The organism is uncultured Aquimarina sp. (assembly GCF_947492115.1).
Taxonomy (GTDB): Bacteria; Bacteroidota; Bacteroidia; order Flavobacteriales; family Flavobacteriaceae; genus Aquimarina.
In genome coordinates this window covers 104,551-130,223 of record NZ_CANLMM010000004.1, presented here as the reverse complement: position 1 = coordinate 130,223, position 25,673 = coordinate 104,551, and the positions used below count along the sequence as shown (strand labels likewise).

The following is a 25,673-nucleotide window of genomic DNA, read 5'->3' as shown; positions in this document are numbered from 1 at the left end:
TGATCTAATAAAAGATGAAAGAATTTGATTAACGTTTTAATACTTTCTTAGCAGAAAGAATCTTATTCGTTTTACCTGCTTCTAAGATATTTATGATGTAATATCCAGATGACAAGTTGCTCATATCAACAGTATTTTGACCATCCGTTAATGCTACTTCTTTTACAAGAACACCTACGGTATTAAATACTTTGATTGTCTTTCCTGCAGTAGAACCAGAAATATTGATTACATCTACAACTGGATTTGGATATAATGTAATATCATCTTCTACCTGTCCATCATCTCTATTTGTAGTATATGTAATTACTAACTGAGGTTTCGATACAGATCCATTTTCTTTAGATGCAAAAGCAAAATCATTTCCAGAAAGCGCATCAATAATCAACGAAAGTCTATTTCCTGATATCTGTCCAGTTTTTAGTGGAATCGTCTTTGTGCTACCTTCTGGGAAATTAGCATTTAGAGATCCTAACTGAGTTCCTTTTCCAGGCTTGTTTGAATTTGACAAATTACCTTCTGTCCAGTTATTGCTGTTTCCTTTAGTTATACTAATGTTTCCATTTCCAGGATCAGAATATACAGTGAACTTAAGATCTGCTTTGGTAATGGTTCCGTTGATAGAAGAAAGGTCAAACATTAAATATCCTGTTCTCTTATTTGATTCTACACGAACCATATCGTTATTGAATCTTGTTGATCCTTGCATGTATGCATCATGTATTGGAGTAAGCGTTACGGTTTGCTCTACTGGTTGTATTTTTGTCGCAACCACTTTATCTACATTAAACAGATATCCTGCTCCTCCTTTGAATACGAATCTCAATTCTTTTTCTCCCGAAGAAAGAGACACTGAAGTAGAATACTTCTTGTAATCGTGCCATTGCCCATTAACTGGTATTGATACAGATCCTACAACTGTTCCTGCTTCAAGAATATCCACAGTACCACCTGTTCCTTTACTAGAAGCATAGAAATCAAGAGTGTATTCGCTAGTTGTATCCACATTCACGTTGTATGATACGAAATCTCCATTATTAATAAACCCTAGGTTTTTACCAGTACTATTTGGAGTATTTTCTATTCGTACACTTCCTGATTTTAATTCGAAATCTTCTGCTTCAAAAGAACCAGGAATATCGATTGCATTAGTTGGTGGAGTAGAATCATCTTTAACAGTAATAGTTACTGGAGAAGACGTCTTTGTTGCTCCATCATTATCAGTAGCTTTTGCAGTAATTGTATAACTACCAGCAGTATTGATGGTTGTTGATGTTTCATAAGGCGCAACTTGCTCTGTAGCTGTTAAGTTGTTATTGATATAAAACTCAACTTTTGCAATAGATCCATCACTATCAGAAGCATTGGCCACTAATGGAATTGTTTGACCTATATCGTAGCTTGCTCCATTGGCAGGAGACGTGACAGAAACTTGAGGAGCTGTATTTTGATCCTGACAATCTGTATAGAATACCTCTGGTCCTGCACCTGACGGCTTATTATATGCTTTTGATAACACAAATTTATCCATTTCGAAACCATCTTCTCTCATAGAGAAAGAGATTGTATGCACTCCTGCAGAAGGAATGTCTAAATAGATCTTTTGTGCTTCTCCACAGTGATTTGCATTGGTTCTTTGCTTGCTTTCCCAAGTCCATTGGTTTTTACCAGCACACCATTGCATTCTGGCACCTGATGATGGCCAGTTTCCATTTAATCCTACATGAATTCCATTATCTTCGGATCCAGTAGAATGTGCTCTAACCCACACAAAATATCTTCCTGCACTTGTAAACTTAACTTTGTAATCGATGATCGCTACTTGTCCAGGAGTATTAGAAAAACTTACTCCATTTACTAATGGATCACTATGAGTTACTCGCGTATCTGGTAAGATTTCTAAGTATCCGCCTCCACTAGCTCCATTAGAGTGATCCGGATCTGGGTCTGGTGTAGGAGTTGAAGCTCCACTACCATCTAATACATACCATTTTCTATCAGCTACTTTAGTTTGGCTTTCAAACTTCTCCGCTTCTACGGCTACAATTCCATTTTGTTCCGTTGGGATACAGTTATCTCCATCGCCACCGCCGTCTCCGCCGTCGCCTCCATCACCTCCGTTGTCGGTACAAGTGAAGTTTAAAGCTGTCCATCTTCCTCTAGAATATGCAGTACTATTACCTTCTGGTATGGTACCATTGGTATGAGAGTTAAATTCTACTCTAATTTTATCACCTTTAGTAACCTGAATACCTGTAAAAGTTGTACCTGATGCAGTATAATCCGTGCTGGTTGTTGGGTTTACAAATTCACCAATACGTGTTCCATTAACAGAAACTCTGTATGTTGATTCTCCATCAATTTCTGTAAGTGTAGCTAAATTGATATCATAAGTTCCTGATTCTCCATTAAAAGTTGCTTCTGCAGCAGCAAACTTATCTTTGTATTGTGCAGCATTAATTGCTAAAGCATTTCGGGCATTATCTTTATAGGCAGGTGAAAAACCAGCAACCGAAAGTGTAGGGAAATCTGTAATTGCTTGCATAGAAATTGTACCACAATTTCCTCCTCCATTATTATCACCATCTTTACTGGTTACTAATGCTACCCAGTCATTATTATCTGGAGCAACTAAATTGTTTCCTAGTGTTTGTTTAGCGGATAAATTCCCACCAGAACGTGGGTTGTACCATTGTACATCATATTTATTATTACCTCCTGGTAAATTTAATCCTGTAGATCCACCATCAGGTCTATAAACCGCATATACACTTCCTGCCTTAGCAAATACGTAATCATTACTATCTGATGTTACTCCATCAGAACTTACCATATTTACCATATTAGATTGTAGGTAACGATTAAAGAAATTAAGAGCGTAACCTCCTTCTTTATATTTATTACCTCTTTTTCTATGGTCATTACCATTAATATCACCATCATCATTGGTATAACCGCTATAATATTCTACTCCTGTTCCTCCTGCCATTAAAGTAGCCCAAAGGATTCTATGTCTTACTTCTTTGTCAGAAATTCTAACTCCCGTAGATGCTGGTCCTTGCTCATCATTTGCAACCACCCATTTCTTACCAGAGTTTCTGGATTTTTCAAGCCATCTTCTTACGTCATTATGAACATTGTTCTTCCCTGTCTGAATAGAAGCTCCTGTTAAATCAGAGTTGTTTCCTAATAATGGATTATATCGTTGATCTTGCTGATTTGGATATGTATGAATCACAATATTGTGATCATACGGATCAATATTCTTGATATAGGTAGCAGTCGCTTTTGCAACTTGATCTTTTAACGTTGTTTCTTCTGTTAAGTTCCAGTTTAATGCCAAATGATGGCTAAATCTAGCAATTAATTCTCGATAGTATAATTTTCTTTCTCTACCGAAATTATCACCATCCATTTTATTATCATTTTCTGTCTCCATGGTTTTAAAGTGCAGATATACTCCTTTTTTATCGGCATACTCCATCACTTTTTCCCACTGAGCCATTTTAGATACATCAAATCTATCGTGGTGTACTTTATTCCACTGCTGTGCTCTGGAAGTATTTCCGTACTCTTGCTCAGAAACTTTTAGTACATGAGGAAAAACTGCTCCACCATCACCTGAAGTATTCCAGGTTAGGAAAGAAACAACATTAGCTCCTTCGCTAGAAAGGTAATTGATCATACCTAAGATTTCGGTTCCTTTACCATTTCCCCAAGTATATGCAGAAGCATCAGCGGCTACATAATCTCTTTGGTGTGGTTGCCAAGTTTTATTTCCTATTTTATTAAGGTTGTTGTTATAACTTGGTGTAGCATCAAAATCAACATAATTGAACGCATTTTCCGGTGAATCTGCTCCTGCCTTTACGAACCAAGGTCCGTTAGGGCTACCTGGATTTGATCCAACATGCTTTAAGTAATGTTCTCCAATGTATTTTAGTCTTCCAAGATCTTTACTTCTAAAGTCTCTTCCAGACTTGTTTGATTCTGCTACATTAAAAGATCCAGTATCTCCATTCATAAATCCTGCATTAGAACCTCCTCCATTAATAGCTACATTAGAACCAGATTTAAAGGAAGCTGACCAATTCCATGTACCTGTTCTATCAGGAGCAAAATGTACTCTCCACTTATTTCCTGAATTACAACCATTATTTTCTGCATTACCACAAGCTGCAAAATATCCTGGTACTGTATAACTGGCATTACTGCCTTGATGTGTAAATGTTACATCCAAACGATAATCTGAAAATGGATTGGGACTTGCTGTTTCGGACGTATTAGGTCCGTTAAATGTCAAGGTGACTTTATGCCACCGTTTTAATTCTCCTTCTGGGGTTTGTCCTTGGACTAAAAATCCTAAGAATAACAATGCTAAGAAAGCATTAAACTTGGTTAATTTCATAATTTTAAATTGTTTTTTGCGTGTGTAGTTTTTAAATATGTATGAGTTTATGTAAGACCTCAAAGAACGGATTTTATTGCGTTAAATTCCAATGCTAAAATCCACATAACCATCCAGTTAACAGCTTTTAACACGTATTAAACGTTTTAAAAAGTTCTTGAGTTAAAGGGCCAAAAATTTCTGTTTTTTTTAAGAATTTATTAAACGATATTTCGCGAATAGAATTCGTTAACTTTTGTCTAGAATTCGATAGTTAATCCTTGTGTTATTCTATTCTATTTTTACCTAAAATGAGTGCTTGAGTATCATAATCCTACTAAATTGAATTAGTTTTTTAACTTTTATTTAACTTATTTGTTTATTGTTTACAAAATATTTTAAGAATTTAAAAAGGGGCATTTAGAAGGATTCATTTCACCCACTATTATAGGTTCTGAAATTATTTTAGTTGATCTATTCTTTTACAAATTGTGTTTTACTCTTTCCAAAGACAGATAAGATATAAACTCCAGATTCCATGTCTGAAATGGATATCAATTCATCTACAGAAGTAAGTGTCGCTTTCTTAATTGTTTTACCAGTGATATCATAAATGGTAACAATATCATTAGCCTCAACTCCTAGAATAGCAATCGATTCTTTGGATGGATTTGGATATACCGCTAATAATGAATTATCTGTTGTCGGATCCTGTCTGTTTCCGATAGAGAGAATTTTCCATTTTTGGTTTGCATTGGTACTATTATAATTCCAGATAATAGCGTTTGCTCCAACTGCTCCTCCGGCTCTATCCAAACCTCTCGACAAACAATGCATTGGTTTTATCCCATAAATATCATTACCATTGGTAACAATTTTCCATTTCTTATGTGAATCTACATCATCGGTCCATGTGGCAACATTGGTTCCATTTTCGCAACGAGCATAAGGAACTTCTAAATATCTGTTAGTCCCCACGTTTCTAATGGTATATGAATTATCACTCACATGCTTGATCTCCCATTTCTGATCATCAAAATTTGCTGGTTTATGCATTCTGGCAATATGACTTTCTAAGGCACGAGCTAATAATCTTTCATTATTCTGAGGAGATTCTATATGATAAATACCATTTGGAATCAACTGAGTAAAACGAGCATTTACTGTTACATTATTTATCTGATCTCTAGCAATAGCATCTTGCCAAGATGAATTTAATGGTCTAATATGAACTTTATAAACGTATCCACTTCCAGGTGCAGGTAAACTAGGTAGATTAACAGTAATTGTTTTTGTACCTGAACCTTTGGCAACTTGCTCATTTTGCTGTGCAATCCAACCTGTAGATGACCAAAACTCTACGATGATATCTCTGGTAGTAGAAGCTTCATAATTAATATCAAATGAATATGAAGTAGCCTGTGCAATAGTAGTTGGTGCATTACTAAAAGAAACCTTATCTGCAAATGTTTGGTTCGCAACGGTTACATTTTCTACCTGATCTCTATTGATAGCTTCTTGCCAAGTAGTTCCTACTGGTCTTATATGTGCTTTGTAGATATATCCAGTACCTGGAGTTGGTGCAGAGGCTAAATCAACGGTAACATTTGCCGTGCCTGTACCTGCATTCACTGTAACCATCTGCTGACCTAACCAGCCAGTTGATGACCAAAATTCTACCACAATTTCTCTATTCGTGGAAGCACTATAATTCACTTTAAAATCGTAGGAAGTTTGTGGTTGAATAGTTGTTGCTGGATTTACAAAAGTAACCTCATCAGGAGTAGTACTAACATTACAATCTTCTCCTGGTAGCCCATAGCATCCATTTCCTGTAGGACCTAAATCTGAATTCCAGTTGATTCCTGTTCTAAATGGTGGTACACCAAATTCATAAGCTCCTACATCAGGCTTGTTTCCTTGATAACCATCTGTATATCCACTAATTACTCTTCCGTAATCAATTGCTTGAGCTCCTGATTTTAAAGTATAATCATTATTATTATAGTTTTTAAAAGAATTTCTGCTTACTAAGTTATTCTGCTTATCGGACTGAGGCTCCCAAGTACTTTCAGTTTCTTGATTTCCATCTTGATCTGTGGCTTCTTTATCTGTAATGTTATTCCAAACTTTTACATTACTGAATTGAGTGCCTGGTTTGTGCCATGCTCCCATGGTTGCAGAACCTTTAGCAAAGGTGTTATTGAAAATATTGAGGTTTGTACCATCCCAATTAATCTGTATATTGGTCCATTTAGTGTTCCATACAACATTATGGTGGACATCCCAATTTTTAGAATCATTATCCAAATAAATTCCTGCTCCTTTAAATCTACCAGTTCGAGCTTTAGAGTCATGAAAAGTATTATGATGAATAGATGATTTAGCAGCTCTTGCATTGGTTGTATAAAGTAATCCTCCATCATCTGCTATAAAGTTATTAAGACTAATATCATTATATGCAAACTCTCCACCATCAACATATGCTTGAATTACATCTTTACCTGCTCTAGTTAGGGTATTGTTTCTATATTTTCCTCGTTTTGCTCCACGAGTATTAAGCACACAATCATAGTTTCCTAAATAATTAAAATCATGAACATAAGAATTCAAGAGTCTATTATCATCCCCTTTATCATAAACTCCGTTTCCTGCTCCCCAAGCAATTTCGCATTTTTCGATAAGGTTTCTATTACCTGTGATCAGAACACTTTGTCGTCTTGAGTCAAACCCATTGATAACACCTAAAGTATGATTACCATAAAAACTTGAAACCGCGTACAACTTATTATTATTACCACTAATATCAATGGAACCGCCAAAAACAGCTATTCCTTCAATGTGAATGTAATTTTTATTTAGATTTATAGTTTGTGTTCTTCTTCTAAAACGAATAGAATTGTTTGCTGGTGCTCCTCCACCTTCAATTTGAACATAAAGTGTTTTATTTTTTTTATCATAAAACCACTCATTTTTATAATCCAAAGCCTCTTTTATCCCTTGAAGAAAAAACTCTCCTTTTTTGATACCGTGTCCAGTATATCCAGGATTATGTCTTAATTGAATCCAGTTTTGTGCTCTTTGTAATTTAAAATCCACTCTACTAGAAGAGGAATTGGTAACATAATCTGTCCAGGCTAAAAATCCTGCTCCACCATAAAAGTGAATCGAACCTCCATTTTCCCATTTACCAGCATGAGGAATACTTGTAGCATGCCCATTGGATTGACTTCCATTATAATTTAACCAAGTTTTTCCACCACCTGCGGCACCTCTATTACAAGCAGGTAAATAATCACGCTCGAATAGGTTTTGGGTTACATTGTTGGGCCATCTAGCAAGATCCATCAGTTGACCCTTATGTAGCGCCATGTTATCTTGTCCTAAATCCCAAGACACTTGTGCCTTATAGATCTTTCCTTGGTCTTTCGTCCAATTATTAACAGCTTGCATTGCTGTTATGATTACCTTTTCTCCTGTCTTGGATCTGTATATTATTGGATTTCCTGCCGTTCCAGATCGTGCAGGTTGTAACAATTCTTCATACGTTCCTCCTCCAATGATCACCACATCTCCTGCTTGAGCAACCGAAGAAGCTTTTGCAATCGTCTTATATGGTTTAGTTTGGGTTCCGGGATTATTATCGTTCCCATTCTTGGCAACATAAATATTCTTAGCACATAACGATGACGCTAGCGTTAAGAATAATATCAAAACATATTTTTGCAATATGAATTGAAGTTTTTGGTTAGTTTTCATGGTTTTTGAGTAGTTTTTGGTTTTTAAATGTATAAACTACATTTAAAAGTTGTTTTTCTATTTTATTAATCGCTAGGATTCAAAAAGAATTCGTTGGATATTTTGAGACCATTATATAATTTAGGACTATATCAAGATTTTTTTTGCTCTGGATATAGATAATTTCCCCTAAAAATTTTGATCTAAAATATCAATCAGTTTAGTTCGCGAACATCACCTTATACGTTTACCAAATTATTGATAAACGTATAAGGAGTGTTTTCTTTTAATTAGATAGTTCTCAGAGTTTCTTACTCTTTTACAAATTGTGTTTTACTTTTTCCAAAGACAGATAATATATAGACTCCAGATTCCATGTCTGAAATTGATATCAATTCATCTACAGAAGTTAGTTTCGCTCTCTTAATTGTTTTACCAGTGATATCATAAATGGTAACAATATCATTAGCCTCAACTCCTAGGATAGCAATTGATTCTTTGGATGGATTTGGATATACTGTTAATAATGAATTATCTGATGTAGGATCTTGTCTGTTTCCTACCGATAGAATTTCCCACTTTTGATTTGCATTGGTACTACTGTAATTCCAAATAATAGCATTTGCTCCAACTGCTCCTCCGGCTCTATCCAAACCTCTCGATAAACAATGCATTGGTTTTATCCCATAAATATCATTTCCATTGGTAACAATTTTCCATTTCTTATGAGAATCCAAATCATTGATCCAGGTGGCAACATTACTTCCATTTTCACAACGAGCATAAGGAACTTCTAGATATCTATTAGTTCCTACATTTCTAATGGTATATGAGTTATTACTCACATGTTTAATCTCCCATTTCTGATCATCAAAATTTGCTGGCTTATGCATTCTGGCACTATGGCTTTCTAAGGCACGAGCTAATAATCTTTCATTATTCTGAGGAGATTCAATATGGTAAATACCATTTGGGATTAACTGCGTAAAAAGCTTAGTAATCGTAATATCATTTGTCTGGTCAGCAGCTAATGCATCTTGCCAACCGGTTCCTACAGGTCTAATATGAACCTTAAATAAATATCCTGGGCCAGGTTGTGGCATATTCGGAAGATCGATTGTAATTGCTTTAGATCCATTTCCAGCTGCTACTACTTCCTCTTGCGCTGCAATCCATCCTGTAGCTGACCAAAAAGACATTACAATTTCTCTATTAGAAGAAGCCGCATAGTTTACATCTAAAGTATAAGAAGTGGCTTGTACCATACTATTCGGAGAATTACTAAAAGATATTTTATCTTCAAATATTTGGCCTTGCACAATCACATTATTAATCTGATCTGTATCAATTGCCTCTTGCCAACTAGCTCCTACAGGTCTAATATCTGCTTTATAAACATATCCAGAACCTGGGATTGGTGCTATTGGTAAATCGACCGTTATAGTTATACTATCAGAACCACTACCCACGGTAACTCTTTTCTGACCTAACCATTCGGTAGCAGACCAAAATTGAACCACGATATCTCTATTGGTATCTGCATTGTATTGCACTTCAAAATCATAGGAAGTTTGAGAAGCAATTGTAGTGGAAGGATTGATAAATGCTATTTGATCATTAGCTACATCTCCTTCTCCTGTATCTTCTATTGCATCAATTCCTGCGGTCCATCTCGTTCCTCCTCGTTCGTAAGCTCCAATATCTGGTGCAGAACCTTTATAAGCTTTTTCGAATCCTGCAATTACTCTTCCACTATTTACTACAGATCCATTAGATTTTGGCATAAAATTTAGACCATTTGCATTCTCAAATGGAGAAGTAGCATTTATAATATTATTCTTGTAATCAAATCCTGGCGCTTCATGCCATCCTTCTTTATTCGAATAATTATTATAAACTCTATTATTACTTTGTGGATAACCATTTACCCATGAACCCATTGCTTCTCCTGCATTCCAGATAGTGTTATGAAAAAAGTCTAAATGTTCATTATTCCAGTTTACCTGATAACCAGTCCAAGATACATTCCATACTACATTATGATGGACAACATATCCTTTACTATTATTGTCTAGGTAAATCCCTGCAGCTTTATTTCCAGCATATGAAGGTGGTTTTGAATCATGAAACCAATTATGATGGATTTCTGTTCCTTTTCGTCTATCGTCACCAACCGTATAAAAAACTCCTGAATCAGCATTAATTAACTGCGCTCTCGATACATCGTTATAAGCAACTTCGCAATTATCTCCACTAACATACATTCCATCTCGTCCTGAATTGGTTATTTTATTCTTTAAGACTTTTACATTATTTGCTCTCGTTCTAATTGGTGTTGCATGAATTCCTAAATAATCGATATTAGAAATCGTATTTTTCTCGATAATAGAATTATGAGCATTTGCCCAACTCTGAACCGAAATTCCATTTGCAGAACTATGATTAACAGTACAATTTCTTATAATGGTATTTGGTCCCAACACTTCAATTGAGGATTCACCTACTCCTGCACTCGTACTATTTATGTTGTCAAAACCTTCGCTACCATGGATTACTTTATTATTCTCAAAGATATTAGAACGTCCATTGATCTTTACACTTCCACCAAAGAACTCAATACCTTGAATTTTCACATAATCTCCTTTTATTTCAGCAATAAATTTACGAGTAGCATACTCTACAGTATTATTAGCAGGTTTTTTACCATTAGCTGGCTGAAAATAAAGCGTTTTAGTAGAAGTATCATAATACCATTCTCTGGCATAATCTAAGGCTTCTAACTTATTAAACAGATACAATTGTCCTCTATGTCCATTTCTTACAATTGTCGGGTTATGAGGATTGAATGGCCATTTATTAATATTCACTCCTGCATGTTCAATTCTATTTCCGGTACTACGAGTAATTCTTCTCGTCCAACTTGTACCAGAATGTCCTCCTATATAATACACTAATCCGCCTGTCCAATCGAAGTTTGGTACCCCTGAAACACTGAAATAATTACTACCTCCATTATCAACAAACTTACAATCTACCGTAAATCTATTATTATCAACATTATTTGGCCATCGAGCCAAATCCATATATTGTTGATTATGGTACACATTCCTAAACCTTTCTTCAATGGTCATGTTAACAGAAGCTTTATAAATATTACCTGCATGTAATTGCCATCCATTTATAAACTTTGTTGCCTTGATTTTTACATTTTCTCCATCTGCAGCTTTAAAGGTGATATAATTATTTGGTGTTCCTTTTTTATTAATTACTAAAGGCTCTGTATACACTCCTCCTTTGATAATACAAACGTCACCAGCTTTCATTACTGAAACTGCTTTAGCAAAAGTTTTGAAAGGACTACCTAAAGAACCATTATTACTATCATTCCCGTTAGTTGCGACATAATAGTCTTTGGCAAGTAAACTCTGGGTAAAAACTACCCAGAGAAAGCCAATTAAAAATTTAATTTTCATGGTTTGATTATTATAAATTAATTTAATTAGCTTATTTACTCTTTTACAAATTGTATTTTACTTTTTCCGAAAACAGATAAGATATAAACTCCAGATTCCATGTCTGAAATAGATATCAATTCATCTACAGAAGTTAGTTTCGCTTTCTTAATTGTTTTACCGGTGATATCATAAATAGTGACAATATCATTAGCCTCAACTCCTAAAATAGCAATCGATTCTTTGGATGGATTTGGATATACTGCTAATAATGAATCATCTGATGTAGGATCCTGTCTGTTTCCAACAGATAAAATCTTCCACTTTTGATTTGCATTGGTACTACTATAATTCCAGATAATAGCGTTTGCTCCAACTGCTCCTCCGGATCTATCCAAACCTCTCGACAAACAATGCATTGGTTTTATCCCATAAATACCGTTGCCATTCGTAACGATTTTCCATTTTTTATGTGAATCTACATCATCGGTCCATGTGGCAACATTAGTTCCATTTTCGCAACGAGCATAAGGAACTTCTAAATATCTATTAGTCCCCACGTTTCTAATGGTATATGAATTATCACTCACATGCTTAATATCCCATTTCTGATCATCAAAATTTGCTGGCTTATGCATTCTGGCACTATGGCTTTCTAAGGCACGAGCTAATAATCTTTCATTATTCTGAGGAGATTCTATATGATAAATACCATTTGAAATTAACTGAGTAAAACGAGCATTTACCGTAACATTATTTACCTGATCTCTAGCGATAGCATCTTGCCAAGATGAATTTAATGGCCTGATATGAACTTTATAAACATATCCGCTTCCTGCTGCAGGTAAACTAGGTAGATTAACAGTAATTGTTTTTGTACCTGAACCTTTGGCAACTTGCTCATTTTGTTGTGCAATCCAACCTGTAGATGACCAGAACTCTACGATGATATCTCTGGTAGTAGAAGCTTCATAATTAATATCAAATGAATATGAAGTAGCTTGTACAATAGTAGTTGGTGCATTATTAAAGGAAACCTTATCTGCAAATGTTTGGTTCGCAACAGTTACATTTTCTACCTGATCTCTATTGATAGCTTCTTGCCAAGTAGTTCCTACTGGTCTTATATGTGCCTTGTAGATATATCCGGTACCTGGACTTGGTGCAGAGGCTAAATCAACGGTAACATTTGCTGTGCCTGTACCTGCATTCACCGTAACCATCTGCTGACCTAACCAGCCAGTTGATGACCAAAATTCTACCACAATTTCTCTATTCGTGGAAGCACTATAATTCACTTTAAAATCGTAGGAAGTTTGTGGTTGAATAGTCGTTGCTGGATTTACAAAAGTAACCTCATCTGGAGTAGTACTAACATTACAATCTTCTCCTGGTAGCCCATAGCATCCATTTCCTGTAGGACCTAAATCTGCATTCCAGTTGATTCCAGGAACCCATTTTGTTCCTCCATATTCATATGCCCCGGCATCTGGTGCAGATCCAACAAAACCATCTGTTATACCAGATATTCTTCTACCAGCATTTACGGCTGGAGAGTTTGACCTTAACGTAAAATCATTTCCGTTGTAGTTCGTATATCCTAATTTAGTAATTACATTATTTTGTTTATCCGCATCTCTTTCAAAAGTACCTTCGTCTTCCTGTGTAGAAGGGTCATCTTCAGTTCTAACATCGGCAATATTATTCCAAACTTTTACATTTGAAAATGCTGTTCCTGGCTTATGCCAAGCTCCCATTGCTCCTCCTTCTGTCTTAACTAAAGTATTATTAAAAATATCTATGTCTTTACCATTCCAATTAATCTGGACTCCAGTCCACTCTACATTCCATACTACATTATGATGTACTGAAAATGCTTCTGCATCATTATCTAAATATATGGCTGCAGCTTTTCTTAATTTCCCTCTACCTTCACTATCATGAAACCAATTATGATGAATCTCTCCATAATGCGGTCCACCCACCGTGTACAGTAAAGCACAATCATCATTAATTAAGTTTGATCTGTATACATCATTATAGGCAAACTCACTTCTATTATTAAAGAATTGAATACCATCTCTTCCGGCTCTAAAAATTGTGTTTCCTTTGAAAAGTGTATTTTTTCCACCTCTAGCATTTATAGGTGCATCATAAGATCCGATATAATTAAAATCATGAATTCTAGAATTAAGAATTCTATTTTTATCACCACTTACCTTAATACCATTGGCAGCTCCAAAAGCTATCTCACAACGCTCTATAGTATTATTATTTCCCTCCATCAAAACGCTTTGTTTATTGGCGGAAAAACCTTTTTGAACTCCTTGTGTATGATTCCCATAGAAAGAAGAAACACCATAAATCACATTATTGTTTGAATTTCTAGGCATATTAATCGATCCTCCAAAAACAGCGAGGTTTCTGATATGAATAAAACTTCTACCACTTAGATCTACGGTTGTTGTTCTTCTTCTCATTTGTACAACTCCATTAACTGGTGCTCGCCCACCTGGCATTTGCACAAATAGTTCCTTTGTTTGCTTATTAAACCACCATTCGTTTTGATAATCTAAAGCTCCTTTTACTCCTTCTAAATAGAAATCTCCTTTATCAGCTGGAGCATGAAACGTTCTAATCCAAGCAGGATTTTTATCAAGTGTAAAATTCACCCTTCCTGAAGAACTACTATTAATAAATGCTTTCCAAGCGATCCACCCTGATCCAGGTTTATCCCCATAAAAGAAAACAGATCCTCCTGACCAATTAATATTAGGAATTTGTGAAGAGGTTAAAAAAGCTCCGTTAACGACATTGCTTCCACTACCTCCATCATTTCTACGAGAATTTAATGTAAAAGGATCTCCATCTGTATTATTAGGCCATCTAGCTAAATCCATTGCTGTATTACCATTTAGAACAAAGTTTTCTTGTCCCAAATCCCAATTTATTTTGGTTTTGTAAATAGCTCCATTGTCTTTTTGCCAACCGCTAAGCGCCTGCATTGCACTGATGATCACCTTTTCTCCTTGTTTTGAAGTATATGTAATCGGTTGACCCGCTTGCCCTGATCTTGCTGGTCTTATGACTTCTTCATAGGTACCCCCTCCAATAACAATAACATCGCCTGGTTGCGCAACTGAAGATGCTTTTGAAATAGTTTTATAGGGTTTGGCTTGTGTTCCGGGATTAGAATCATTCCCGTTTTTCGATACGTAAATGTTTTTAGCATTTACAGAAGATACGATGGCGATTAAAAACACCAAAACATACCTCCTTAAGAGAGTTTTAAAATTTTTCATGACTGTTAGTTGAGTTTAGTTGCCCGAAAGTTAGCTCTACTCTAGCTTTCCGACGTTATAGTTTTAGTAATCGTATTGTTTATTAAAGAATTCGTTAAGTATTTCAGGAAAAATTATGACAAGAGAAAACAATCTTAGGAAGCTTTTAATTGTCCCTATTCTTTATCATTCTTTCCTGAAATACCTGATATCTGAGTTATCTGTTTACAAAAATTTTCTTTAGAATGGTTTGATTGCTTTCTGTATCTTTTATTTCAAGAATATAAACTCCTTGATGCAATCCTTGAAATGAGATAGACACTTGCTTTTGTTGCTCTTTTAGTTTTTCTGTTTTGATGACGTTTCCAACAAAATCAGTCAGCTTATATTCTGGATTTTTAAGAGATTCAAGACCTGAAAGGTTGACAAGATCCTTTGTTGGATTTGGAAATACCTTAATCTCATCAAAAATTCTTGATGCCACCAAAGAAGAGGATGGTTCTACACCCCAAACCAAGTTATTATTGCTATATAGGGTTATATTTTGATTTGATTCGTACGCTGTTCCAGCAGATTGATATGAATAATCATCTGATTCATTAAAGGCACTCCAGTTTGCTTTGGCAAAACGAGTTTGAATAGGTCCTGAATTTTGAGAAGGATCTAATACTCCAGCACCGATATCAAAAGTAATTTCTAAATAATCCATACCTCTATCCTGACCAAAAGTACCATTCACAAGATTAGTTCCTAGTTGTGCCCAATCACACCAAAAATTAAGATCATTATTATCTTCTGAAGTAAACCAATATCTAATGCTCAGCTCTTCATAAGATACCGATTGGCCTCCATTATTTACTATTCTGAGATGTGGATTGATCATATTATCCGTTGCATTTCCTCTCCCTCCATCAATATATTCTAGTACTAAACCACCACTAGGTGCATCAGTAACAGAAATTTCTAGCGATTTTGTAGCTGTTTGTCCAACACCATTATCGATCGTTAATGAAACTAGGTATGTTCCAATGCTATCAAATGTATGTGTAATACTAACTCCATTTCCAGTAGTACCGTCTCCAAAATCCCAAGTGTATGAAAGTGGATTCCCTAATGGGTCAGAAGATGCTGATGCGTCGAAACTTACTACCAAAGGAGCAGACCCTGATTGATTATCCGCTGTAAAGTCAACAATAAGACTTCCATCAGAAACGGTTATTGATTTAGTAATCATATCCTCTAATTTCCCATCACTTACGGTAAGCTTGACTTCATAGACTCCTGGATTTATAAATTCATAATCGGTAGTAATTCCAGTAGCTGTATCACCATTTCCAAAATCCCATGAATACGTTAATACATCATTATCAGAATCGGAAGACCCAGACGCATCAAAACTTACCAATAATGGGGCAATTCCAAGATCAACATCTGATGTAAATTGAGCTATAGGAGCCTGATTAGCATCTTGTACTTCTATTGTTATTGCAGTACTATTAGAGTTTCCATCGGGATCAGTTACGGTAAGTGTTACTAATTGATCTCCTATTTGTGTAAATTCATAAGATGTAGTCACTCCAACCGCAGTATCTCCATTTCCAAAATCCCAAGCATACGATAGTGTGTCACCATTAGGATCACTAGAAGCTGAGGCATCAAAATCTACTAACAATGGTACAAAACCTGAAACTGGTGTTGCCATTACTCTTGCTACGGGAGCATTACTTCCGCCAGGTTCGATCCCGCTAACTAACTTTCCATTGAGATATAATGCTACTTGATCCCAAGGCGCAAACTCTTTTTTGGTTCCGTCATACGAGTAATCATTAGATTGATCCGTATCTGACCAATTACTATTGGCTATTTTGGGTTCCATTCTACCAGAACCATCACTTCTTCCTAGCATACCTGCTGCTGGATCAAAAGTAATCTCCAAATAATGATTATTCCCTTCGGTATTTACGATTTGTCCCTTTACATTATTACTACCGATCATTGCATAATCCACAAAGAAATTCAGCGGTAAATCCGTTTCTGTTTCAAACCAATAGCGAATACTTAGATCAGCGTATGCAACATCTTCTGAAGAATTATTAAAAATTCTAAAATGTGGTTTGATAATATTGGTAACTGCTCCTTCTGAAGCATCCTTATACTCCAATGTTAGAATGCCATCTCCACCAATTTGAATGTTTCTCGGAGTTGATGTTTTGGTAATACCGTTAATTCCTGTAGCTACAGATGTAATTTGATAATTTCCATCTGGCAATCCAGTTACATCTAATTCATAAGGAGCTGTAGTATCCTCACCTACTAATTCTCCATTACTAAAAAATTCTACCTTAAGAACATTATTACTTTCATTTAATAAGTTGGCTTCTATATGAACCGTACTTCCTGAAACGTATTTATCACCAGATTTTGGAGACATTAATGATAAATAAATAGCTTCTCCTCCAGACATTGCTTCCATTTTTAGGGAATGCTCTTTATAAATAGCCACTTCTACATCTCCTTCAAAAACTCCGAATTTATCCCTTGGTGTATTGTTATCTGGAAACCACCAAAACGCACTAGCACCAATCTTTTTTTGTTCAATGAATCCATACATTTCTTCCCACCATTCGTATCGCTCTTGAATTTCAACATTAAATTCTCCGATGTATAATGGTTTCTTTAGAATTTGATGAGATTCATCAGCCCAATCACAGACTAGTTTTAAGGTTTCTTCTAATGTAAAATTAGACCAACTTTCTCTAATGTAGGGATGTGCAGAAGCAAAATCTATATAGGGCGATTGATGAATTTTGATAAAATCATTTCCTTCATCTCCACCAAATCCATATCGAGTTCCATGTGCTTCTAAACCAGTACTTAATAAATGATTGGAGTCAATAGCTTTGATAAAAGCTCCCATATCATCTACCCAAGCTCTTAATACATCAGAAGTTACATCATCTCCAAATCCTTGATATCTTGGTTCATTCATCAACTCCCAAGCGAGAATTGTAGGATCATTTCTATATTCTACACCGTCATAGTGATTAACACGAGTAAGAAAATATTCTACATAATCCTTATACCCTTGAATAGCAGAGGCATTTGTAAAGAACTGTCCTTGATCATGCGTTCCAGCTCCTTCTACCTCGATACCTTCCCATTTGAGTCGATCTTTGATGCCTCCGTAATCATTCCAGTAATTTTCTAAAGCCACGATCAGTTTAATACCATTTGCTTCTGCAGATTTGATCACATAATCAAATAGTGAAAATTGTCCTTCACTGTAGACTCCTTTTTGAGGTTCGAATCCATGCCAATCCTCGTGGCTAAAACCCCATAGTCGTACTACTCTCACTCCATTTTCATATAACCTTCGCATATGTTCATCAATGCGATCTTTGTCCATAAATTGCGTTTCGATATCACCGCTAGAAGAACCATAAGTAAAAAAGTCATATACATTGGCCCCAGAAAAATAATAGGGTCTTCCGTCTAGCATAAATTTCTCACCATCCGTGTAGACAAAGTCTGATGATGGCATTCTTTGCGAAAACGATTCCATACCAAAAAATAGTAAGCATAGAAATGTTATTGTGCTAATGTTAGTTTTCATCTTAAAATAGATTAGTTGAGTTTTTAAATTTGTTGTTTTTTGAATTGTATCTTTTGTACTCCAACTATCAACACAGCATCACTTAATCACAAGACATTCCCCTTTTTAGTCCTGGATCAACGATCACTTTTACTTCTTTAATCTGATGTTTTAGATAACTGTTGGATGCCTATGAAGAATTTGACACCCAACAGTTTCACATTTATTTGGCAATCTGTTTAATTATTGTTTTTCTGTCTACTTGAATCTGAATAAAATACATACCTGACTGAACTGAAGTCATATCAAGTTTCATTTCTTTTATATTGTCTTGAACATATCTAGATGATATTGTTTTTCCACTAATATCAACCACACGAATGAAGGCATCTTTAAAACTGTAATTACTATCTAATATTAGATAATCTGTTACCGGATTTGGAAAAGCAGTTACACTTAAAGATTGTTCTGACAATGAAGGATCATTTTCTTTATTTTGACAGTCGGGAATGTCGCTCTGATTCGTAAAATAAATGGTATATTCTCCACTTTTAGAGACCAGAACAAAATTATCTCCATCCATGGTTACCAGATAAGCACCATCAAAATTTGATATTCCAGTTCCAGACAAAACAATATCAGGCCCCACTTGCCCAAATGTTTGGCTGGTAATAGCAGCTTTCAAATCTATCCACCATCCTGGATTTCCATTATTTGTGCTCATAGAAAGTTGCCATAATCCATTATTTTGTAAATCCCAATTGACTGTAAAATTGTTTACGTTACTCAAATCTGGACCATTCTGACCTAGCACATAAACTTTATCATAGGAAATATTAGCTAAGGTTGGTAATGCGGTACTCATTGGTGCTCCAAAACTACAATCATTACCAGATGATGGTTGGGTAATGGTAATAGTTTGTGCTACGCTATCTGACAAAGAACCATCACTCACCGTCAATGTAATTGTATATACCCCTTCTATAGTATATGTATGATTTACAGTTTCACCATTTCCCGTAGTACCATCGCCAAAATCCCATACATATTCTAAAGCATCTCCATTTGCATCTGAAGATGCTGATGCATCCATAGCTACGATCAATGGAGCTATTCCTGTAGTTACAGAAGTATCAAAACTTGCCTCAGGAGCTACATTTCCTTCCAAAACAGTAATTGTCGTTGGTATCGATGTATCTGATTGTACTCCATCACTAATGGTTAAAGTAGCAGCATAAGATCCAGCTAAAGTATAAGTATGCGAAGGGGTTTCTAAATTACTAGTATTGCCATCTCCAAAATCCCATAAATAATCAATGCTAGATCCTGAAGGGAAAACAGAACTTGAAGCATCAAAACTGACTAGTAACGGAACATCTCCAGAAACTGGCGTAGCCGTAAAATTAGCTTCCAATCCAGGTAAGGTACTTTGTACTTCTATTGTCTGAGTATCGGTATCTGTCTTTCCATTGCCATCATCTACTGTAAGTACCACTTGATAGGTTCCAACCTGTTGATATGTATATGAAGTAGTTACTCCTGTAGCTGTATCACCATTTCCGAAATCCCAATTGTAAGTAAGCACATCACCATCTGGATCAGTAGAATTACTGGCATCAAAACTAATAGCTAACGGAGCTTCTCCAGAACTAACATTGTTCGTTATCAATGCATTCGGGCTTCTATTGGTATTGTCTCCCGAAATTGGTTCTAATCCCCAAACTAATACTCCTTGATAGTACAATGTTACGAGTACATGTGGTTTTAACGAAGTTTTAGAACCATCGTAGGAGAAATCATTACTCTGATTATGTGTTTGGAATCCTGCATGATGTAATCTGGTTTGTATCTGTCCAGACTTACCATTTGCATTTATATTACCTGATGATGAAGAGAAACCTACTTCTACATAATGCTCACCATCCTGAACTCCAAAAGTACCATTAACACCGGTAGGTTGTGAATAGTCAATATTAAAGTTCATCGGAATATCATGTTCTGGAGTAAACCAATATCTTATTTTGAAATCATCTAACGAAACACTTTGATTAGATTCATTTACAATTTGGAATACTGGTTTTAATTCTACAGTAGCAACTCCTGAACTATTATCACGATATTCCACACTGAAATCTGTATCTGGTAAATCTCCAAATCTTTCATCTACAGTAATCGTAATCTCCGTAGGATCTCCAACTATTTCTCCATCCGCAGCAGCTCTTACTAGTTTTATTGTATGTTCTCCTTCAGTAAGATTTGAAACCGCAATTGGTGCAACTGTATACAAGGAACCTTGTTCTACATTATCAATAAAATATTTAATATGCTGACTATTTGGAGTAATATCCCATAGGAATGTGGTAAACTCTATTTCAAAATCCGGACCTACCAATCCACCATTAGAAGGAGATTGTATCATAACCGTAGGGTCTTGAGGTAACTGATCTTTGGTGACAATTACCGTAATTGTTTCTCCCAGATCTGTAACTGAGTTATCACTACGTTCCATTTGCAAGGTTAATTCATGAGGACCTTCCGATAAAGCTGTTCCATCTGTATGAGGACCTTCGGCATCAATCAATCCTCTGTCCTGACCATCTATTTTAAATCGAAGTTTATATTGCTGTGAAGGTAATTCCCAACCTTCTGTTTCAAAATTGATGGTTATTGGAGCATTCACCATTTGCCCATCTACTAGAGATGTAAAGAAGATATCTGGCAATGGTCCAATTGGAGTAGTAGCATCACCACCATGTAATGTCCAGATAACCGCAGCATCAAACATTTTAAGCCCTTGCTCGGTTAGTAAATGCATAAACTGATCTCTTAATGGAAAGGCTGTTCTTCTGGATGGAATTGAAATGCTGGCTTCGTATCCAAACAAAATTGGTTGCGTTCCTGCTTTTGCCACAATAATAGCTTCATCAGATGGGTTCCCGAATGGTAAACTCTGAGTGATTCCATATAAAGCGGTTTGAGCATCAGCACCAGCTGCCATTGGATGATCTGTATCTGCAATGGTAACCTTAGAAAATCCTTCAGAAGTAATTCCAAAACCAGAATTTAATGATCCTGAAGTCATTCTTAGTTTTCCATACATAAAAGGATTCCATGTCATTAATGGCACACGTGCACCTTCCAGATCATTCCCTAGTTCTCTAGGATCTACGGAAGAGGAAATTAATACTAAATCAAAAGGATTAGCAGATTGAGGACTGGTAGCTTCTTCATCAGAGAATAACGTAATTGCAAATCCTAACTTTTGTTCCAATCTGGATTTTATACGTTGATCTTCATTAGAAAGATTATCCTTATCTCCTACTACAAACATCACTTTGATCGTATTCTTGTAGTTTACTTCAATTTCTGGTGTAATCGAAGCTGTTTTGCCCGCATTATAGAAAACCTTTGCTGTTATTCTATACGTTTTCCAAATCACAGGGTTCCAATCCATTTCATAAGGCGAGGTTGCTACACTTCCTATTAAATCATCATCTATATAATATTCGATTTTAGAAACATCCGTAATATTGGTATTTACAGCTAGTCTTACAGCATCCGAAGTATCAATTTGAGCTCCATCAACTGGAGAAGATATTTCTAATAGTTGAGTTCCTGCTATCGCGGACTCTGAACCATCTATCTGCTTGATATATGCTTCTAGTTGATCAATTTCACTAGCACTCAATGTAGATACCGCTCCGTGTGCGTCATTTGGATTATAGGTCGTTAGTACATCTCTAATTGTTGGAGCAGACCCATCATGAAGATATGGCGCAGTAGCCCAAACATCTTTTAACGTTGGAACGTCTATCCCTAGCAATGATTTTTCTAAACGATTCCCGCTTGTAGGAATAATAGTCCCTACATCGTGTAATTTTCCGGATGGACTATCTGTAAAATTATCTCCACCATGACATGACATACATTGCAGATCTGCGAAAATTGATTTTCCAGCTACTGCATCGGCGGTCAAGGAACCATCTTGATTTCGGTATGGACTTGGGTCAAATTGATTCAAAGATTCAATATACGCTGCTAAAGCATCTAAATCAGGAGATTTACCAGCTTTTGGACTTCCTAAAGTTAATGCTGTAGTACCTTCATTAAAAGTAGCATTATCGATAAATCCTTGTCCTTTGAAATGAAAACGAATATCATTCTCAAAATCTTGAATCTCATCAAAGTTGGCACTCCAATGTACTCTTCCATGACCAGTTCCTGCTCGACCAACTAAAGAAATAGTGTTACGAAGCCCTTCTCCACGATCTGTAAAATCCCAGATTCTTCCATCTTGGGTTCCATCAATATGACAACTAGCACAACTTACATAACCATCTGTTCCCATTCTAATATCAGCGGCATCATAGAATATCTGTTTTCCTTTAAGAACCTCAGCACTTAATGATTCTTGAGTAACCGTATGTATTGTTGCTATTTCTTCTAAGAGTGTTGTTCCTTGTGTAACCATTTGATCTGCATCAAATACAGTAACCGTCCGATCCATAAAGTTCTTCACAAATAATCGATTCGTAGTTTGATCAAACACCATTCCCTGAGGTGCTTTACCTACATCTTTTTTATTTAGTTCTAAACCAGTTTTAGGATCAATAACTACGATTCGGTTATTACCTTGCATCGTGATAAAAAGATAATTTCCTGTAGGACTAAACAATGCCGAAGAAGGCTGACCATGATTATCAATATCTAGCCTATTCTGAAGGATCTCGGTTCCGGTTGTTAGATTTAGAGGTGATATTGCAGTTCGTACCACATTATCAAAAGTTAATGTTTTTCCATCTCTAGCCAAACCTCGTAATGTATTATCTTTTTTTGCTACAGACCAAGCTGTATTGTTATCTGGATGAATACTGATTCCAGCAATATAATTAGGCAATCCTCTACCTTCATTACCGTTATCCACTGTAAAATCATCCAATGCTAACCCAATGGTATTTTGAAGAGTAAAAGTAGATAGATCTACTTCCCATATTTGACCTTCCTGATCTGGTGATATAAATCTTGTTACTAATAGCTTTTTACCATCACCTGTTATAGCAAGTGCTCTTGGCGTATTTCCTATAGCAATTGAAGATGTAAGAGTATTTGTGGCAGCGCTAACCTCTATCAATTCTCCTGATCCAAAAGCAGAAACAAAACCACGAGTGCCATCTGGAGTAAATACAATACCGTAAGGTCTAGATCCTCTATCTAAAGCTATTTTCTTTATAAGAATACCTTGATTATTTAGAATATAGAGTTCATCCGAATCTCTACAGGTGATCCAAGCATTATCATTAGTATCCAATGCTATATTTACTGGATCTTCTCCTACAGTAACTTCGTCGATAATGGAAAAATTATCAGCATTTATAAGTGTAACTGAATTATTATCTGGGTTGACAGACCATACAATTCTATTATCCTCATCCACTATAATTGGACTTGATTGCTTTGGTCCACTGTCAGCTATATTATTAGTCACCACTATTGACTGAGATGCTACTGCAAATCCACCATTATTATCAGAAACCTGTACCTGAACAGTGTAGTTTCCTGCTTCGGTAAAAATGTGATTCGAAGTATTACCAATCCAATCTGTTTTTGGAGAACCATCACCAAAATCCCATCGGTAGTTCAATGAATTACCGTCAGGATCTGTGGCATTTACGGTAAACTCTAAATTAGTACCCACAATTATTGGTGATGGAATATTCAATTCTATATTAGTAACTTCTGGAGATTGGTTAGAAGAATCTCCTCCTGTAGTAAAATAAAATGTGTATTCTTCCATTCCATTACCAACAGCATCTTTTATTCCGTCTTCTACAAACTTTACTTCATACGTAGTATTAGGTAATAACTTTTCTTTTGGGGCATAATTAATAACTTGATAAGAGGTAGTTGTTATATCTCCTTTAATCGGCTGACCACCTAACGGACTTACCTGAATTGTTTGATCATTAAGGGTAAGATCATTTAGAGTTTCGTTAATTACAAAACCAATAGTTGTGGTAATAGGTTGATTAATTGCTCCCGCTACTGGAAAATGATATCCAACAGAAGGGGCTTTAGTATCTAATCCGTCTTGATGGGCGAAAATCGATGTCTTATCATCTCCACTAGCTACCAAAATATGCCCGATTGGCATCCATTGATTGTCTATAAACTGTAGCGTTTCATCACTAGAAGGAGGTATAAACTCTTGTTCAATTTCCATTGTTTCAAAATTGAACTTCACTCCTCTGTCAAATCTTCCAGAAAAACCATATTCATCCTGAAAAATCATGTATCTCCCTAAAGTAATCTGATCAGAATGCAAGCTAAATCCTCTTTTTACATTTGTAGGATCACTAATATCAAAACCTACTAATGCATCAGGACCTTGGTTCCCACTCATAAAAACTAGATAGTTTCTCCAAAGCTGAATTCCGGTACTATATTGTTCATGCGGAATATCTCCACCAAAAGATCCTAAAAACTTAATATCATCAGGATTTCCAAAATCGAAAACACTAATATCACCAGTTTGAGGAGCGTAAAAGACATAATTCCCTACACGCACTACTACATCTGGTAGTGAGACCGAAACAGGTATATCATCTACCTGCACTCCTGATCTCATGTCGAATACTCGACTGCCATTAATTGTATGCGGAAATGTTTCTAAATTATCATAGTTAGACTGTCCATCTTCTACGGTATATAAAATATCCGAAGAAGTAACAGGCTTACGATCTAACATATCAGAAAGATCCAGATATTTATAGCCAGTACCTTCTACTTCTGGCACAGAATATTCTCTATAAAAAAGATCGCCATCTAGTTTCCACCACCGATGTCCATTATTTGCTGCATCACTAAATTGAACTCTTTTTGGAGCCGTAGGATTAGAGATGTCCCAAACTCCTGTTCCAGCTTGGCCATTAATCATTAAATAATTGCGGTGGTAGGTATTAATTCTATCCCCTTCCGGAAAGTTGGCCAGAAAAGTTCCTGCAGGCCAGGTTTGTGTTGTCATTTCCGGACCGGCAGTACCATCATACATCATATTGAATGAAGATAGTGCTACCAGACCAGATAAAATGAGAACTCCTATTGTGTAAAAAAGCGTCTTACGTACATTTTTAAAATACGCGAGCCATCCACACTTATTTTTTGGTGTTGGTCCCATAATAAGTTGTGAGTTTTTTGAATTGTTTTGTTGTACTTTTTATTTAAAA

The 25,673-nt window shown here is 35.9% G+C and carries 6 protein-coding genes; all 6 read right to left on the bottom strand.

Going from position 1 to position 25,673, the window contains the following annotated elements; translation table 11 throughout:
• Positions 1-28: 28 nt before the first annotated feature.
• Positions 29-4,408 carry a carbohydrate-binding protein gene (locus Q1A73_RS13705; RefSeq protein ID WP_299606623.1) on the bottom strand — a complete coding sequence of 1,460 codons (4,380 nt, stop codon included), beginning with the start codon at positions 4,406-4,408 and terminating at the stop codon, positions 29-31.
• A 453-nt stretch (positions 4,409-4,861) separates the two neighbouring features.
• Complete coding sequence (locus tag Q1A73_RS13700; RefSeq protein WP_299606621.1) at positions 4,862-8,146, bottom strand: RICIN domain-containing protein; 3,285 nt, start codon at positions 8,144-8,146, stop codon at positions 4,862-4,864.
• Positions 8,147-8,436: 290 nt separating this feature from the next.
• A complete protein-coding gene (locus Q1A73_RS13695; RefSeq protein WP_299606618.1) occupies positions 8,437-11,598 on the bottom strand; it encodes an RICIN domain-containing protein in 3,162 nt (1,053 codons plus the stop codon).
• Positions 11,599-11,633: 35 nt separating this feature from the next.
• Positions 11,634-14,879: an RICIN domain-containing protein gene (locus Q1A73_RS13690; RefSeq protein WP_299606616.1), complete on the bottom strand. Its 3,246-nt coding sequence runs from the start codon at positions 14,877-14,879 to the stop codon at positions 11,634-11,636.
• 196 nt (positions 14,880-15,075) lie between these two features.
• The gene (locus Q1A73_RS13685; protein WP_299606614.1) at positions 15,076-18,471 is read right to left on the bottom strand and encodes a PKD domain-containing protein; all 3,396 of its coding nucleotides are present in this window, start codon (positions 18,469-18,471) and stop codon (positions 15,076-15,078) included.
• A gap of 202 nt (positions 18,472-18,673) precedes the next feature.
• Positions 18,674-25,624, bottom strand: coding sequence for a PKD domain-containing protein (locus tag Q1A73_RS13680; RefSeq protein ID WP_299606612.1), 6,951 nt, complete (start codon positions 25,622-25,624; stop codon positions 18,674-18,676).
• Between the last annotated feature and the right edge of the window lie 49 nt (positions 25,625-25,673).